This is a genomic window from Eisenbergiella sp. OF01-20, from assembly GCF_003478085.1.
Classification (GTDB): domain Bacteria; phylum Bacillota; class Clostridia; order Lachnospirales; family Lachnospiraceae; genus Eisenbergiella.
In genome coordinates, this window is sequence record NZ_QUES01000015.1 from 111337 (window position 1) to 128245 (window position 16909).

Below are 16909 nucleotides of genomic sequence, written 5' to 3' on the forward strand. Positions count from 1 at the left end.
ATGAATAGCTTTTTCCCCCGTATAAACAGACCTCGTATAAAGGTCTTCCCCTCTATACAAGGTCTGTAAAATAAGCGATTCATTAGGTTTACGTAAATGTGAAGGACTGGGCGGTTATATGTTTATTTAAAATAGGCTACACCGGATTCGAAAATCTTAAGATCCTGTTCGCCGTAAATGTTGATGGCGACAGAAGCATCTCTTCTTTCCACATGGGCCATCTTGCCCAGGATACGTCCGTCCGGAGAGGTAATTCCTTCAATCGCCGCATAGGATCCGTTAACATTCCATTCTTCATCCATAGAAACATTTCCTTCCGGATCCGCATACTGGGTTGCCACCTGTCCGCTTTCAAACAGCTTCTGTATCCATTCCCTGCTTGCCACGAAACGGCCTTCGCCATGGGATGCGGGAGTCACATAAGTCTTGCCCGGCTGTGCACCTGCAAGCCAGGGTGACTTGTTGGATACCACCTTGGTATAAACCATTTTAGAGATATGACGGTTTATGGTATTGAAGGTCAGGGTAGGGGAATCCTCCTTCTGTACCGCAATCTCACCGAAGGGCACCAGTCCCAGCTTAATCAGGGCCTGGAAGCCGTTGCAGATACCAAGGCACAAACCGTCACGCTCATTTACCAGCTTCATGACAGCTTCCTTAATCCTGGCATTCTGGAAGGCGGTAGCAAAGAATTTAGCACTTCCGTCCGGCTCATCGCCTGCGGAGAATCCGCCGGGGAACATGATGATCTGGGCATCATTAATTGCCTTTTCAAATTCCGCCACGGATTCACGGATATCTTCAGCGCTCAGGTTTTTAAATACCTTAGTCACCACGCCGGCCCCCGCTCTTTCAAAAGCCTTTGTGCTGTCATATTCGCAGTTGGTTCCGGGGAACACAGGGATGAATACGACGGGCTTCGCCACCTTCTGTCTGCATACATATATGCTGTCCGCTTTATAAATGCTGCTTTCCACCGGCGCCGTATCCCCGTTCGTTTTGGTGGGGAATACTTTTTCCAGTGTCCCTTTCCATGCCGCCAGCATATCATCCAGATCAATTTCCACATCGCCGAAGGTCACTGCGGGTTCTTTGGTAACCGTACCGATAAGCTCATAGGCCGTATCAATCAGATTGATCTTATCTGCGGGAACTTCAGCCATGATATCCCCCAGCGCATTTTCAAACAGTTCTCCCAAATCCGCATCATCACTCAGTTCCACACCCAGGTGATTGCCGAAGGCCATCTTGGGAAGGGCTGCCGCGGCGCCCTTGCTGTCCAGGGCATATGCGGATACGATAACGCCGTCGCGGATCATTTCCGTGATTTTGTCATAAAGCTCCATAACACTGTCATAAACAGGGACATCATATTCATCCCTCTCCATGCAGAACCGTACTATTTTATTGCCCGGCCGCTTGAATTCCGGGGTGATGATATCCGTTTCCTTCGCCACATCCACCGCAAAGGATACGAGGGTGGGAGGCACGTCGATTTCATTAAAGGTACCCGACATGGAATCCTTGCCGCCGATGGAAGGGAGGCCATAGCCCACCTGTGCGTCAAAGGCGCCCAGCAGCGCTGCAAAAGGCTGGCTCCAGCGCTTGGGATCCTCCGTCATCCTGCGGAAATATTCCTGGAAGGTAAAACGGATTTTACGGAAATTCCCGCCGGCTGCCACGATTCTTGCCATGGATTCCGTTACTGCATAAATAGCTCCGTGATAAGGGCTCCAGGAAGAAAGGTAAGGATCAAAGCCATAGCTCATCATGGTTACGGTATCGGTCTTACCCTTCAGGACAGGCAGCTTTGCCACCATGGCCTGGGTTTCCGTAAGCTGGTACTTTCCGCCGTAGGGCATCAGCACGCTGGCGGCTCCAATGGAGGAGTCAAACATTTCCACCAGGCCCTTCTGGGAACACACATTCAAATTGGAAAGCAGGGTGAGCCAGGCTTTCTTCACTTCGCCCGCTTCCAGAGCCTCGCCCGCTTCAGGAACGGCGTATTTATCAAAGTAGCTGGTGCCCTCTGCCGGGATATCCACATATACGCCGGTCTCCTGATGGGCGCCGTTGGTATCCAGGAAAGCCCTGGAAATATTTACGATTTCCCGGCCCCTCCAGGTGAGGACAAGGCGGGGTTCCCTGGTCACCACCGCAACGCTTACGGCCTCCAGGTTTTCTTCCTTTGCATAGCCCAGGAAAGCATCCACATCCTGAGGGGATACCACAACCGCCATTCTTTCCTGGGATTCGGAAATAGCAAGCTCCGTTCCGTCCAGGCCCGCATATTTCTTGGGCACCTTATCCAGATCCACCCGCAGCCCGTCTGCCAGCTCGCCGATGGCTACGGATACGCCGCCGGCCCCGAAATCGTTGCATTTCTTAATCAGCCTGCTTACCTTGGCCCTGCGGAACAGCCTCTGGATTTTACGCTCTGTGGGCGCATTTCCTTTCTGCACCTCAGCACCGCAGGTCTCGATGCTTTCTTCGGTATGTACCTTGGAGGATCCGGTAGCACCGCCGCAGCCGTCCCTTCCGGTACGTCCGCCCAGAAGGATGATGATATCACCCGGATCAGAGGTTTCACGGATTACATTCTTCCTGGGTGCGGCTCCCATAACCGCACCGATTTCCATACGCTTTGCCACATAATTGGGATGGTATACTTCCTTGACATAACCGGTAGCCAGCCCGATCTGGTTGCCGTAGGAGGAGTAACCGTCCGCCGCACCGCGCACCAGTTTTTTCTGGGAAAGCTTGCCTTTTAAGGTATCCGCCACGGGAACGGTGGGATCCGCCGCGCCGGTCACACGCATGGCCTGGTATACATAGCCGCGCCCGGAAAGAGGGTCACGGATGGCACCGCCCAGACAAGTGGCCGCACCGCCGAAGGGTTCGATTTCAGTGGGATGGTTGTGGGTCTCGTTTTTGAAGAAAATAAGCCATTCTTCGGTAACGGGCGCGTCTCCGTAATCCATCTCCACAGGAACGATGACGGAGCAGGCGTTGATTTCATCGGATTCCTCCATATCCTGGAGCTTTCCTTCCTTCTTCAGCTTACGCATTCCCATAAGGGCCAGATCCATCAGGCAGACGAACTTGTCCTTTCTTCCTTTAAATATATCCTCTCTCGTATCCAGGTAACTCTGATATGTGCTTTCCATGGGTGTCCGGTAATAGCCTTCCCCGAATTCCACATCCTTCAGCTCTGTGGAAAAAGTGGTATGACGGCAGTGATCGGACCAATAGGTATCCAGGACACGGATTTCTGTCATGGAAGGGTCTCTCTTTTCTTCCTTAACATAATAATTCTGAATATGAAGGAAATCCTTGAAGGTCATTGCCAGACCCAGGGACCGGTACAATACCATAAGCTCGTCCTCTCCCAGGTCCCGGAAGCCGTCAAAAATCTTCACATCTTCCGGCTCCTCAAATCTGGTTTCCAGCGTTTCCGGCTTGACCATACCCGTTTCCCTGGAATCCACAGGGTTAATACAGTAAGCCTTTATCCGGTCAAATTCCTCATCCGTCAGTTCCCCGATAATCAGATAGGTCACTGCGGTCCTGATAATTGGTTCTTCCTCTTCGTTTAAAAACTTTACGCACTGCAGGGCAGAATCCGCTCTCTGATCGAACTGTCCGGGCAGAAATTCCACGGAAAATACCCTTCCGTTTTCCGGAATCTCAATCCGCTCTGCATAGAGATCATCCACCGGCGGCTCGGAAAAGACCGTTTTACAGGCTTTTTCAAATACCGCATCGCTGATATGCTCCACATCATAGCGGATGAACATTCTAACGTCCTCTATCCTTTTCAGGTTCAGATAGTTCTTCAGATCGCCTTTCAGTTCCTTCGCCTTTACGGCAAAAGGGGCTTTCTTCTCTACATAGATACGTCTTACATTTCCCATGAATGGCTCCTCCAAATGTTTGTGGCCGGCATTTTTATCTTCCCAAGCCGCCGGCTGCTTCAGAGTGTGTTTGATGATTGCCGGAATGGATTTTCAAACATACTCCAGCCTGCGGACACAAAAAAACAGGCCTGCAGGCGGGCATTCTCTTTTTATTATACAAAATCTGCGTTTTTTTTCAATGCAATTATAATTCCTCGTATACGAGGTCCTTCATAAGATAAAGCAGTTCGCTGTCCAGCCTGCTTTCGGACAACCCCATCGTCTGCGAGCACACCCGCAGCCCTTCCAGCACAAACATGATATTCTGTGCCGCCCCCTGCGGATCCTCACAGATGAATTCCCCGCTTTCCACACCGGCCTCGATCAGCCCCATGAGTATTTCCACGGCCTGAAGAAACCTTCTGCGCAGGAGGTTATCCTTTTTAGCCGGTTTATTGGCGAAAAAATATTCATAGGCGGCAACCGCCAGGCTGTTTTTCCTGAGAAGGATCTCTTTTTTCTGTTCCTTCAGAAAGACAAGCAGGATATCCGTCGCCGTGGCTTCCTCCGGAATTTCCCCGGTAAAGATATCATCCTTTTCCATCTGCTGGGCTTCCAGCACCTCCCGGAAAAGCGCAGCCGTACTGTCAAAATAAAGGTACAGGCCGCCCCTGCTGATACCGCAGGCATCCACAATATCCTTCATCGTCACATCCCTGAAGCCCTTTTCCACAAAAACCTGCCGTGCCGTATCCACTATAAATTGTTTCTTCTGCTCTGATTTTTCTCCCATAAAAAGACCCCTTTGAAATCCCGCCTCTGTTTATCGTACCATAAAAACCCTGAAAAATAAAGTTGCATTTAGGGACCGACCGTAACAGAAGTATGCCCGGAATTTCTGAATTTTTATTTAAAATTACAGGTATTTTCTTTTTTTCTGAATTTTTGTATGCTACTATGTTCACATTAATCAGATAGGGAATCAGAAAGTGAATCAGGGAAAACGCATGAAATATATGAAATTGTTTCTGAAGAAATTGCTGCGGTATGTACTGAAGCCGCTCTCCTTCCTGCCGGCGCTGGTAATAATGTACGTCATTTTCAGTTTTTCAGCCCAGGAAGGCGTCTCCTCCAGCGCGGTGAGCAGTACGGTGAGCCTGCGTTTCGTACAGGTATGCGGCCAGGTGCTGGACAAGGAGTGGAGCGATGCCCAGGTTCTCCATTATGCGGAACGGATCGAGCACTACGTACGTAAGATGGCACATGTTACAGAGTATTTCCTTCTGGCCGCCTTCGTGTCCTTTCCGTTATATGTCTACCGTTTACGCGGCTGGAAGCTTTTGCTTGTGGCCGGTCTTTTCTGTGTGGCCTTTGCCGGGCTGGACGAATGGCACCAGTCCTTCGTGCCCGGCCGTTCCCCTTCCCCCAGGGATGTATTGATTGACAGTATCGGCATTTTTGCCGGGATCGAAATCACACGGCTCCTTTGCTTTATCGGACGAAAAACCATATTCCGCCCTCTGTCCCTGGAAAACCGGCCGGAGGAAGACTAGACGTGCCTTATTCTGAAAGAACTGCCTCCCGGGCTTTCGTCCATCAGTCTGCCGCCTTCAGAATCAGGCACGCAAAGGGCTTCAATGTCACACGGCCCTTTACCGGTGCCCCGTCCGGCACTCTCGCATAACTGCCGGGCAGATTTATTTCCGTTTCCGTTTCGTTAAAATTCTGTACAAACCAGACGGCTTCTGCGCCCTCTCTGCGGGACACGGTCACTCCATGGGGCAGGCTGCCGGTAAACTCCGTCCGGATGCCGGTTTCTTCCGCCAATGCGGCATAGAAATCCCTCAGAAATCCTTCTTCCGTTTCGCAGGCCAGATAATAGGCTTTCCCGCTTCCGTAATTTTTCCGGGTAAGGGCCGGGAAGTCCGCATAATAATCGGCTTCATAGGAGGCAAGGACCTGCGTTCCTCCCCCGGGAACCACATGGGAAATTTCCCGCAGACAGCCTGTCGGATAGGATTTTCCTTCATAGCGGATGCTGTTGGTGCGGTGGGCAGGCGCGGCATCCATTTCTTCCGTACGGATTCCCAGAACTTCCTCCAGCGGATGCTTATCCAGGATACAGAGATCCGTCTCGTCCACCATGCCGCTGAAATAGGTGGTTACATAGCAGCCGCCGGCTTCCACGTAATCCTTTACCTTTTTCGCATAGCCTTTTTTATACAGGTAGTTCAGCGGAGCCGCTACCAGACGGTAGCCTTCCAGACCGCAGTCCTCATTTACAAAATCCACATCAATGCCCATTTCCCAGAAGGGCTTAAAGTGGGCCAGTATGGTGTCCGTATATCCCATCTTTTTTCTGGGGCCCTGGATATCCTCCACCGCCCACCAGTTCTCCCAGTCAAAAACAAGTGCTGCTTTCGGCCGGTTGCAGGTGGCATATACCGTATCGGATATCTGTTCCATACGGCTTCCGAGAGCGGAAACCTCCCGGAATACCCGGGTATCGCTTCCGTTGCGGTGATCCACCACCGCACCGTGGAACTTTTCCGCGCTCCCCCGGCTCTTCCTCCACTGGAAATACTGTACGCTGTTACTGCCGCAGGCGATAGCCTGGAGGGATGACAGCTCATGGAGGCCGGGCCGCTTCTGGGTATTCACCGCCTTCCAGTTTACAATGGAGGGCGTGCTTTCCATCATCAGGAACGGCGCTTTTTTCAAGCTTCTCATCATCGTATGCCAGGCCGCCGTGCGTACGGCCACATTTATTTCGTCCTCCTGGCTGTGCCATTCCGGATAGTTGTCCCAGGATATGATACTCAGCTGGGGAGCGAACCGGAAATAGTCCAGGGGCTTGAAATATTCCATCATATTGGTGGTTACGGGCAGGACGCTGTATTTCAGAACCGCTTTGATTTCCTCCAGGCAGAAATCCTGGATTTGATGGCTCACAAAACGTTTCCAGTCCAGGTTCAGGCCATGCAGACTGCTTTCCCCATTGGGCACGGGGCTGTGGATCTGGGACCAGTCGGTATAGGTATGGCTCCAGAAGGTGGTCCACCAGGCATGGTTCAGGTTGTCCAGTGTTTTGTATTTTTCCTTCAGCCATTCCCGGAACGCCTGCTGGCAGCAGGGGCAGTGGCAGGAAGCATCGGAGCCGTTGCCGCCGTATTCATTGGATATATGCCACAGGATCACTCCCGGATGATCGCCCAGATGCCGGGACAGCTCATGGTTGATCTTTTTCATTTTCTTTCGCATCACCGGTGAGGTATAACAGAAATTATGCCTCCTTCCCGGAAGATTACGCACCCCCTCCGGACTCATCTGCCGCACTTCTTCATACTTCGCCGTCATCCAGTGGGGCATGGCGCCGGTGGGCGTAGCCAGGATGGTATAAATACCGTTTTCATACAGCCTGTCAATAATCCTGCGCAGCCAGCCGAAATGGAATTCCCCTTCCTCCGGCTCCAGCCTGGCCCAGGAAAAAATCCCCAGGGAAACACAGTTTACATGGGCTTCCTTCATCAGCCTGACATCCTCTTCCAGAACCTGGGGGCTGTCCAGCCACTGCTCCGGGTTGTAATCCCCGCCGTGGAGCAGGCGCGGATATTTTTTAATCACTTCATTCATTCGTATCCTCCCTTCCGCGGCCTGAAGCCGCAAACACAATCGATAAAGTTACAGCCTGCCGGCTATCAGATCCTCCAGAACCCGGCTCACCATTTTACATTCCCGGTCGGCACATTTCTTCACGTGATCCTTCGCCGTATGCATGCAAAAGCTCAGACCGGCTTCCTTTAACATAGCCATATCGTTTTCGCTGTCCCCGAACGCCAGTACCTCCTCCAGAAAAAACTGCTCCTTCGCCGCAAGCAGCTTCAGTGCGCTTCCCTTGTCCACCCCTTTATTGGTAAAATCCAGCCACCCGTTGCCTCCGTCCACCACATTCAGGCAGCGGTCGTATTTTTCATGGAACCACCGCTCTTTATCCCCCGGGATTCCGTCCGGCCAGTAGATGGAGATCTTAATCATGGGGATCAACATATCCCGGAAATCCTCCAGCACGGCAACCTGGTTTTTCACCTTTTCCCGCAGCATTACAGGAAACATCGGATCCACCGGCACCAGATAAGAGGCGTCCGCCCCCGATACCACGATCTCCGTCCCCGGGACTTCCTGCATATCCCGTATAAGGGCCAATCCCATATTCCTATCAATATCATTCTGGTACAGGATAGTGCCCCCCTGGGCAATCAGCGCACCATTCTCACAAATATAACTGATATCGTCCGCCACCGGCGCCAGCAGCCTGCGAAGATTGGCATACTGCCTGCCGCTGGCTGCGATAAAGGAGATCCCCATGGATTTCAGTTCCCGGATAAGAGGAAAATATTCCTCGTCCACATGCTGTGCACCGTCCTTTAAAATCGTGCCGTCAAAATCACTGGCAATCACTCTTATATTGTCTGTCATTCCCATTAACCTTTGGTAACCGTTCCGTATCTTCACTGCCGCTGCCAAAATCCATCCTGAACCGTTACCACCTTTCTTTCTATAATAATACACAGGCTCATCTGTCTGCGGCACTCCGCCGCGCATATCCTATGTTCTATCTTCTGCGCTTTCTGTCTATTTTACTATAAGAGTGAGATTTTCCATAGATATTTTTTTAAAAATTACATAAATTTTACCAACAGCCCTGTGAATGGAAATCCCTGTAAACAGTTCAGACGCCCCTGTCATAATACGACAAAAAATTATACAAAAAGGGCTTGCTTTTCCCCTTCCGGCTATGCTATAATACAATTCGTCGGTTCGGTGAGAGCCGGTTGTAGGAGCATAGTTCAAGGGTAGAACAGTGGTCTCCAAAACCATCGATGTGGGTTCGATTCCTACTGCTCCTGTTAGTTGGGAAGCCTGATTATATCAGGCTTCTTTTTTATTTGTTCCATTGCTGCTTTTCTTTCCACCGGTTGTCCCGTTCCCGGAGGGACCAGCAGTCGTTAATGACCAGATACCCGTATCCCTTCTCCAGAAGCCCGCCGCCCGCAAAAGAAAATAAGAGGGGCCATGTCCTGTCAGCAGCTGTTTCTTATCGGATGAAACCGGTAGGAAGCAGCTGTTTTTTTGAACAAAAGACGGCCCGCGGCGCGTGGATGCTTCCTCCGCCGGACTGGGGAACCCACAGTGTCGGAAACGATAACAAAACATTTCTGTAGAAAAAAACGCGCAACCATTTGACTATAAATTGGTGATGCATTACAATAGATTTACCAAAATATGGAAAAAAAGCAGTTTTCCGGTAACCGTTCCGCTTTGTCTGAAGGGTTACGTATTCCATGTTTTACGAAGACAGAAACTGGACATTCGACAGCAGAGTAATTACCGGGACCGGGTATGGGGATATCCGGACGCCGGTATAAGGGGGAGCTTATATGTCATGGTATGCCGGCACTTTTTACTGTGGGCATGAAGGCTACGTTAATATCATCGGTCCTGCCAGTAACAGGGAAAAAATGAAGGAGTATAAATTTTCCGGACTGTGTCCTGCCTGCTGCAAGGCAGAGCTTATAAGAAGCCGGAGCGAAAAAAACACGGCCGCCCGGAAAGCGGCATCCAGGATGGAGCTTCCTCCCCTGGAAGGGACAAGAAAACAGGTGGTCTGGGCGGAAACGCTGCGGGTGGATGCGCTGACACGGCTGCAGGCTTTTATTGACACACCGGGGAATATCCGTCTGATTATCCTGCGGCTGAATTATGAAGCCATGACGCCTCTGGAGCTTTCGGAGGAAAACCTTCCTTTTATGCTTCAGGAAATCGTACAATATCTCATCCACGAGAAAACGAAGGCCGCCTACTGGATCAATAACCGTTTTAACAGGGAGCTGTGCAATCTGGAACAGATTATCCCGGAATATCTGGAATGGTGCAAATGGTGCCGCCCCGAGGAAGCGGCAGCGGAAACGGAGTTTATCCGCGGGGATTCCGTCCTTTCCCCGGAAAGGCCCCAGTTCCCCGGAATCGTGGAGATCCGGGGGAGCCAGGAAGAAATTACAGCATCCTATGAGAAAAACGATAGATTCCGTGAAATCATAAGACAGATGGACTATGAATGGAACGGACGCTGCTGGTTCCGCAGGCTCACCTCTTTCCGCGGATCCTTCCGGGACCGTGCCGCGGAATTGGGCAATATCCTGCTGAAAAACGGCTTTACCGTATCCATACCGGATGAGCAGGCGCGGGAACGCGCGGTAACCGGCGATTTCAGCCCCGAGCATAAGCGCTGGATTACCAAAAGTAAAAAAGGAATTTTCTTTTTTATCCCTCTTTCTTCTTCCATTCCACGGGAAATTGTCCTGAATCTGAGAAAGATACCTACCGCTGCCTACCATTCCGGCGGCATATTCATAGAACCCGCCCATTATGCCGAACTGGAGGATTTTGCGGAAATGTATGGCTTCCGCTTTGACCGGGAAGCGGAGGATCTGCTGCGCGCCTACTGCGATACACTGCAGCAGGTTCCCCATGTATCCCCCGTCAACCCGAAGCCTGCCGAAGAAATCAATAACCTGCACAAAATACTGGAATCATCCGGCGCCATCCTGGATGATCTGGTGGATAATGACTGACTATGCGATTACATAATAAGCTTCTGGACTACCAGGAGAAGGCTGTAGAAAAACTGAAAAAAGTAAAGGTCGGGGCACTGTTTATGGAACAGGGGACAGGCAAAACCATTACGGCGCTGGAACTGTGCCGCCTGCGCCTGGAAGCGGACAAGATCAGCCACATCCTCTGGCTCTGTCCCTGTTCCACCAAACAGAATCTCAAGGATGAGCTGATAAAGCACGCTCCCAGGGAAATCCTCGAACGCACCACGATCTGCGGGATTGAAACCCTTTCCCGCAGCATCCACGCCAACAGCTACCTGCGCCTGCTGACCGAACGGGAACGCTGTTATCTTGTGGTGGACGAAAGCCTGCTGATCAAGAACCCTTATGCCTACCGCACCAGGAATATTGATTACCTTTCCTCCCACTGTGATTACAAGCTGATTCTGAACGGTATGCCGATATCCAAAAACCAGGCGGACCTGTATGCCCAGTTCCATATTCTTGACTGGCGGATCCTGGGCTATAAGACCTACTGGTCCTTTGCTGCCAACCATATAGAATTCGACCCGGATATCCCGCAGAAAATTATCCGGTGCCTGAATACGGATTATCTTGCCAGGAAGATTTCCCCCTATACCGTCCAGGTAACCAAGAAGGACTGCCTTGTCCTGCCCGACAAAAGCTATTCCATTAATTATTTTTCCCTCACCCGGAGGCAGAACGAGCATTACAACCACGTTGCGGACGTTCTCCTTTTCCATCTGAACGAGCTGCACCCGGAAAGCATCTACCGGTTATTTGCCGGGCTGCAGGCCGTTACCAGCGGTTTCCGGGTCTCCTTCCGCAGGAGTGAAAGCGGATACGAGCACATTGTGACCCAGCCTTTTTTTGAAAACCCTTCGGACAATCCCCGGCTGCAAAGGCTCCTTTCCGTGATTGACAACCGGAACAAATATATTATTTTCTGCAACTATACTTACGAAATCGATGTTTTGTGCCGCATTCTGACCGCCAAATACGGCGGGGAAAACGTAGCCCGCTTTGACGGCTCCCTGCCCATGAAAAAAAGGATGCAGAATCTGGAAACCTTTAAGGCCAAAGCCAATTTCCTGATAGCCAACCGTGACTGTGCCGGCTACAGCCTGAATCTGCAGTTCTGCCACAACATTATTTATTACTCCAACAGCTGGGATCTGGCCACGCGGCTGCAGAGTGAGGACCGGATACACCGGATCGGCCAGGAACAGGATATCCGTATCCGGGATATCTGTGCCTACAACACGCTGGATGAACGGATCCTCGGCTGTCTGTACCGGAAGGAAAAACTGCTGGAGGCCTTCCGGAACGATATTAAAAACATGGAAAATAAAAACCGCATCGCGGAATGGATTTACTGCCGGAAGCAGGACCGTGGGCTGATGGATTGCGATGATTTGGAGGAAGCTCGCCATGCCTAAGATTTACTCGGACAAAAATGTATATGAGGCCGCCATAGAACGGTATGAGACCGTATTCCGGTATTTCGACCATATTTATTTTTCGGTTTCCGGGGGAAAGGACAGCTCTGTCATGCTCCAGCTGGCCGCCCAGGTAGCCCGCCGGCTGAAACGAAAGCTGTCGGTCCTCTACATCGATCTGGAAGCCCAGTATAAGTCCACCATCGAACATGTGGAGGAGCTTATCCAATGTACTGCGGATGTGACAGACAGCTGGTACTGGGTGGCTTTGCCCCTCTCCCTTCGAAATGCGGCTTCCGCCATCTGTCCGAAATGGATCTGCTGGGATAAAAAGGACCGGGATAAATGGGTACGCCCTCTTCCGGATCCGGGCCGGAAGGATATCTGCCTGATAACGGAGGATCAGTACCCCAGGGAATGGAGCTGGTTCCGCCGGGGTATGGAATTTGAGGAATTTATCCTTTATTTCGCCAAATGGTTTTCCGTCAGCAGGAAAGGCCCCGCAGCAGCCGGCATCGGCATCCGCTCGGATGAAAGCCTGAACCGCTTCCGCACCATTATCAGCAACACCAAGGAACGCTACCTGGATTATCCCTGGACCACCAGGGTCAAAATCCACGACAGGCCCACGGACTGCTGGAACTTCTATCCTATTTATGACTGGTCGGCTGCAGATGACTGGACTGCGGTTGCCAGATACGATCTGAAATTTAATTACATCTACGAGCTTATGTACAAAAACGGTGTCTCCATCAGTGAACAGCGCCTCTGCCAGCCATACGGGGACGACCAGCGCAAGGGCCTGGATCAGTTCCGGTACCTGGAACCGGAAACCTGGGAAAAGGTGCTGCACCGGGTGGAAGGAGTCAATTTCGGCAACATTTACTGCCGGACCAGCCTCCTTGGCAACATCAAGTCCGAAAAGCCGGATTCCCTGTCATGGGAGCAGTATGCCGTCTTTCTGCTGGAAAGCCTGGGCTTGTACGCCCCGGAAGTAAGAGATCACTATTATTATAAAATCAAGAAATTTTTTGCCTGGTGGGAAAAGGAAGCGGGGATTACCCCCTCCGCCATGCCCGATGACAAATGGGATATCCAGGGCTTCCGCCAGGCCCCCTATTGGAAACGGATCGCGAGGGCTATCGAAAAAAACGATTTCTGGATGTCCGGCCTGAGCTTCAGCGAAACAAAAGGGGATGTGAAACGGCTGTTTGAACTGAAAAAAAAATATGCCGGCATTATCCGCCGGGATATCCAGTCCACAAACAAACAGCTTCGTGATGCAGTGGGGAGGATTGAAGATGAACTTACAAAAGAAGGAGTTTAACAAAGGGTACGATAAGGTTGCTTTTTATTCTGTCATGGGAGAATATTTTGCAGAGAAGAAATACAGGGATGAAATGCCCTATCTGATTAACAACGAAGAAAAGGAATGGAGGCTGTTTTATTACGGGGACACGCTGGCAGGCTTCTATGGACATGAGGAGAAAAAGGGGCAGACCTGTGTGTCGGGTGTTTATGTCCTGTCCGCATTCCGGCACTCGGAGGTATGCGCCGTTATGGTAAAAGATATGATTTTCTCTTTTTCCTCTATCCGCATGACCACCTCCAACCCGCGTCTCATCACCCATCTCCGCAAGAACGGCTTCCGGGAATTATCCAGGCGGGGCTGTTATTTAACCATGGAATGCGCGAATACCGGGCACGGGCCTGAACAAAGCGGCGGGCAGTATGCCGCCACCTTTATTAATCTGGCAGAGGGCTATCCGCGCAGTATCCCGGAAAAAACGGAACGGTTAACGCCGCCGCAGAGCCAGGAGCAAAAGGAGACAGAATGGATATCGACAACCTGATAAAAGAAATACAACAGATGATTTCTTCCATAGAAGATTTGGACGAAAAGGTGGAAGCCATCAACCGGATCCGGGACGGCATATCCCAGGTCAGCCCCTTCCTGGGGGAACCCACGGACTGTGTCCTCTGGGTCAGGCAGGAAACCGTCCAGGCAAACGAATACAATCCCAACTATGTATCCTCCCCGGAAATGCAGCTTCTGCATACCAGTATCCGGGAGGATGGCTATACCATGCCTATCGTTACCTATGACATGCAAAACGGATCCCGGGAAATCGTAGACGGCTTCCACCGCAACCGAATCGCCAGGGAATATCCGGATATCCGCCACCGGATACACGGCTACCTCCCCGTCACCACCCTGAACAAGCCCCTGGATCAGCGGATCGCCGCCACCATCCGGCATAACCGTGCCAGAGGGACCCACGGCATACGCCCCATGAGCGCCATTATCATGGATCTCACCCGTTCCGGCTGGTCCGATGAAAAAATATGCGCCCAGCTCGGGATGGATCTGGATGAGGTGCTGCGCCTGAAGCAGATCACCGGCCTGAAGGAAGCCTTCATGAACCACGAGTTCAGCCGTTCCTGGGAGGAGTTCGAAAAGAAATTTTATGAGCCTTAGAGCGTGCCCGCTGCTTCTCTGCCCGCCACGCTCTGCGGGACATCCTCCCATATCCCCTGCTCTTTCTCCCGGATCAGCAGCTCCGCAAACAGGCTGTTGGCCCAGGCGAACCAGCTTCGGGTGTAATCCTCCGGTTCCTCCGCATTGACGGACTCATGCATATAATTCGTCCCTGCGTGGCTGGCGAGCAGCATCCGCGTACATTCCCTAATCTCCTCTGTATCCGCGGAGGTAAGGGCCTGCATGACAATGCCGATAGGCCATACATTCCCCTTCTTTGTGTGAGGGCTTCCCACGCCACGGAGCACCCTTCCCCGGAAATAACAGGGATTGTCTTCCGACAGGATATACGCCCTGGTATTCCTGTAAATTTCCTCGTCCGCCTCACAATAGCCCAGATAAGGCAGGGAAAGAAGGCTGGGGCAGTTCGCATCGTCCATAAAGACATAATTCCCCAGTCCGTCCGTTTCATAGGCATAGATCCGCCCATAAGGCTTTCGTTCCGTAATTCCGTACGTTCGGATGCCCTCTTCTATTTCTCCCGCGAGTTTCCCGCAGAATTCCGCCTGTTCCTCATCCTTATAAATAGTAAGGAATATTTCCCGCGCGTATTCCATGGCCTTCACCGCCATTATCTGTGACGGTATCAGATAACCGTAGATACACCGGTCGTCCGAAGGGCGGAAGCCCGACCAGGTCATACCGGTATATCCGGTGGGATTGCCTTTTCCTGCGCAGGGCAGGGTATCCGTTTCCACACAGTCCCTGCGTTCGAAGGTATATTCAGACTCTCCGTGGTTTTGTTCCCTGCCGAACACCGTACGGATCTGAAGGAGCATCCCGTGTATCTGTTCATCAAACATCTCTGTCTTCCCTGTGGCCTTCCAATACCGGTATACCAGATATATCGGTGCACACAGGGAATCCACTTCGTATTTTCTCTCCCATATGTAAGGGCCCATATCCGTCAGGTCGCAGGCATAGCAGCTGCCGTCCGGCTTTTCATTAAATGCATTGGCATACGGATCGGTAAGAACCATCCGGGCCTGCCGGCGGATCACGCCTTCTATGATTTCCTGCAGGCTTTCGTTCTCTCCCGCATACCTGACATAATGCATGATCTGGGCGGTGGAATCCCGCAGCCACATAGCCGGGATATCCCCGGTTATGACGAAATAGTCATCCCCTGTTTGTTTGACGGTCGTCTCGATTGTATTTAAAAAGCAGTTTTTTACCAGAGGCACCGCTTCCGGGCAATGCTCCCGGTAATACGCCTCCAGCTCCTGTGCTTTCCTCATCAGTATTTCGGGTATCTCCATAATTTTATCCCCAGTTTCTTTCATATCTTTTTATGATCCGGTATGGGACCATTACGGATCCCGGACGTTCTTCCCCATGAATGGTTTTAAGCAGCAGCTCCATACTCATCCTGCCTATGATTTCCTCTCCCTGGGCCACATGGGTGAATTCCGCTTCCCCCAGGAAAAGCTCCGGCCCGTCAAAGCAGACGATCCTATCCTCTTTATACCTGCCCGCCTTTTCCAGACAGTACTTCAGAATCTTGGCCAGGTTGTATTCGCTTGCCATAAATGCCTCTATATCCTCATGCTCCCGCAGATACCGGTCCACAATGGCGATATCCTGTTTCAGATATTCTTCCCCCATCGTTTCCGGCAGCGTGGAACGCAGGTTGGTTATCCACAGGGCTTCCTCCGCAATCAGTCCATAATCGTTGAAGGCGAGCTGGAAGCCGTACTGCCGATCCATCAGCGTCATGGTTTCATGGGCCTCGGGCCTGACAAAACTGATTTTCCGGCAGCCTTTCCCGAGCAGGTATCCGGTCAGTTCCCGGGATGCGGACACGTTATCCGTCCCCACAAAAGGGACCGAAATCCCCTTGAGCTGGCGGTCAATAGTCACCACGGGAAAATGTTCAATAACAAGCTGGAGTATCCTTTCATTATAATTCTCATCATGCACACACATGATGATGAATCCGCATACCCCCAGGTTTACCAGATCCTCAATAGCCTGTGTTTCCTTGCCCAGGCTTCCTCCCGAACAACGCAGCACCATGCTGTACCCCATTTCCTCGCAGGATTCCTGGATGCTGTTCAGAATGCCGCATGCGAAGCTGGGACTGAAGCCGTCCAGGATTACCCCAATCAGCCTGGGAGCTTGTCCGGCTTCTTTTTCTTCCGACTTTATAAAGGACTTTTCTCCCGATACAAAGGATCCCTTTCCGGGAAGCCGTATGATACGGCTCCCTTCCGCCAGCATACCCATGGCCTTTTTGGAGGTAATCCGGCTGACATGATAGATATCCGCCAGTTCTTTTTCCGACGGCAGCTTTTCCCCCGGGGAATACACCCCGTTCTCGATATCACGCAGAATCGTCCTGTAAATCTGTTCATAAAGCGGAACCTGTTTCATCGTACCCTCTGCTCCCTTTTCCAGTCA

Annotated in this window: 12 protein-coding genes and 1 tRNA gene; 7 read left to right on the forward strand and 6 right to left on the reverse strand. The window is 51.5% G+C overall.

The annotated features are described in order from the left end of the window. Window positions 1-122: 122 nt before the first annotated feature. A complete protein-coding gene (locus DXA36_RS17795) occupies window positions 123-3914 on the reverse strand; it encodes a phosphoribosylformylglycinamidine synthase (protein WP_118680826.1) in 3792 nt (1263 codons plus the stop codon). Between the two features lie 187 nt (window positions 3915-4101). Further along, window positions 4102-4689, reverse strand: a complete 588-nt coding sequence (locus DXA36_RS17800) for a TetR/AcrR family transcriptional regulator (protein ID WP_118680827.1) — start codon at window positions 4687-4689, stop codon at window positions 4102-4104. Window positions 4690-4903: 214 nt separating this feature from the next. Between DXA36_RS17800 and DXA36_RS17805 the strand changes: the two genes are divergently transcribed. Further along, window positions 4904-5449, forward strand: coding sequence for a VanZ family protein (locus DXA36_RS17805; RefSeq protein ID WP_118680828.1), 546 nt, complete (start codon window positions 4904-4906; stop codon window positions 5447-5449). Between the two features lie 43 nt (window positions 5450-5492). On the opposite strand, the gene DXA36_RS17810 is transcribed toward DXA36_RS17805, so the two are convergent. Together DXA36_RS17810 and DXA36_RS17815 are read right to left on the reverse strand one after the other, a co-directional pair. Next, window positions 5493-7529 carry a beta-galactosidase gene (locus DXA36_RS17810; RefSeq protein WP_118680829.1) on the reverse strand — a complete coding sequence of 679 codons (2037 nt, stop codon included), beginning with the start codon at window positions 7527-7529 and terminating at the stop codon, window positions 5493-5495. 48 nt (window positions 7530-7577) lie between these two features. After that, the gene (locus DXA36_RS17815) at window positions 7578-8420 is read right to left on the reverse strand and encodes an HAD-IIB family hydrolase (protein ID WP_182479138.1); all 843 of its coding nucleotides are present in this window, start codon (window positions 8418-8420) and stop codon (window positions 7578-7580) included. A gap of 312 nt (window positions 8421-8732) precedes the next feature. Here DXA36_RS17815 and DXA36_RS17820 point away from each other — a divergent pair. The 6 genes from DXA36_RS17820 to DXA36_RS17850 all read left to right on the forward strand — a co-directional run bounded on the left by DXA36_RS17820 (window position 8733) and on the right by DXA36_RS17850 (window position 14449). Then, window positions 8733-8803, forward strand: a tRNA-Trp gene (locus DXA36_RS17820). 531 nt (window positions 8804-9334) lie between these two features. Beyond that, the gene (locus tag DXA36_RS17830) at window positions 9335-10528 is read left to right on the forward strand and encodes a hypothetical protein (RefSeq protein WP_118680832.1); all 1194 of its coding nucleotides are present in this window, start codon (window positions 9335-9337) and stop codon (window positions 10526-10528) included. A 2-nt stretch (window positions 10529-10530) separates the two neighbouring features. After that, window positions 10531-11970 carry a DEAD/DEAH box helicase gene (locus tag DXA36_RS17835; RefSeq protein ID WP_118680833.1) on the forward strand — a complete coding sequence of 480 codons (1440 nt, stop codon included), beginning with the start codon at window positions 10531-10533 and terminating at the stop codon, window positions 11968-11970. Further along, window positions 11963-13297, forward strand: coding sequence for a DUF3440 domain-containing protein (locus DXA36_RS17840; protein WP_118680834.1), 1335 nt, complete (start codon window positions 11963-11965; stop codon window positions 13295-13297). Before DXA36_RS17835 ends, DXA36_RS17840 begins: the two co-directional genes overlap by 8 nt. Then, window positions 13272-13823: a hypothetical protein gene (locus DXA36_RS17845; protein ID WP_118680835.1), complete on the forward strand. Its 552-nt coding sequence runs from the start codon at window positions 13272-13274 to the stop codon at window positions 13821-13823. The genes DXA36_RS17840 and DXA36_RS17845 overlap by 26 nt, the downstream gene beginning before the upstream one ends. Beyond that, window positions 13805-14449 carry an IbrB-like domain-containing protein gene (locus DXA36_RS17850; protein ID WP_118680836.1) on the forward strand — a complete coding sequence of 215 codons (645 nt, stop codon included), beginning with the start codon at window positions 13805-13807 and terminating at the stop codon, window positions 14447-14449. The genes DXA36_RS17845 and DXA36_RS17850 overlap by 19 nt, the downstream gene beginning before the upstream one ends. On the opposite strand, the gene DXA36_RS17855 is transcribed toward DXA36_RS17850, so the two are convergent. Then, the gene (locus DXA36_RS17855) at window positions 14446-15768 is read right to left on the reverse strand and encodes a glycoside hydrolase family 125 protein (protein WP_118680861.1); all 1323 of its coding nucleotides are present in this window, start codon (window positions 15766-15768) and stop codon (window positions 14446-14448) included. The two genes, DXA36_RS17850 and DXA36_RS17855, sit on opposite strands and share 4 nt — an antisense overlap. 4 nt (window positions 15769-15772) lie before the next feature. After that, the gene (locus tag DXA36_RS17860) at window positions 15773-16882 is read right to left on the reverse strand and encodes a GntR family transcriptional regulator (RefSeq protein ID WP_118680837.1); all 1110 of its coding nucleotides are present in this window, start codon (window positions 16880-16882) and stop codon (window positions 15773-15775) included. Between the last annotated feature and the right edge of the window lie 27 nt (window positions 16883-16909).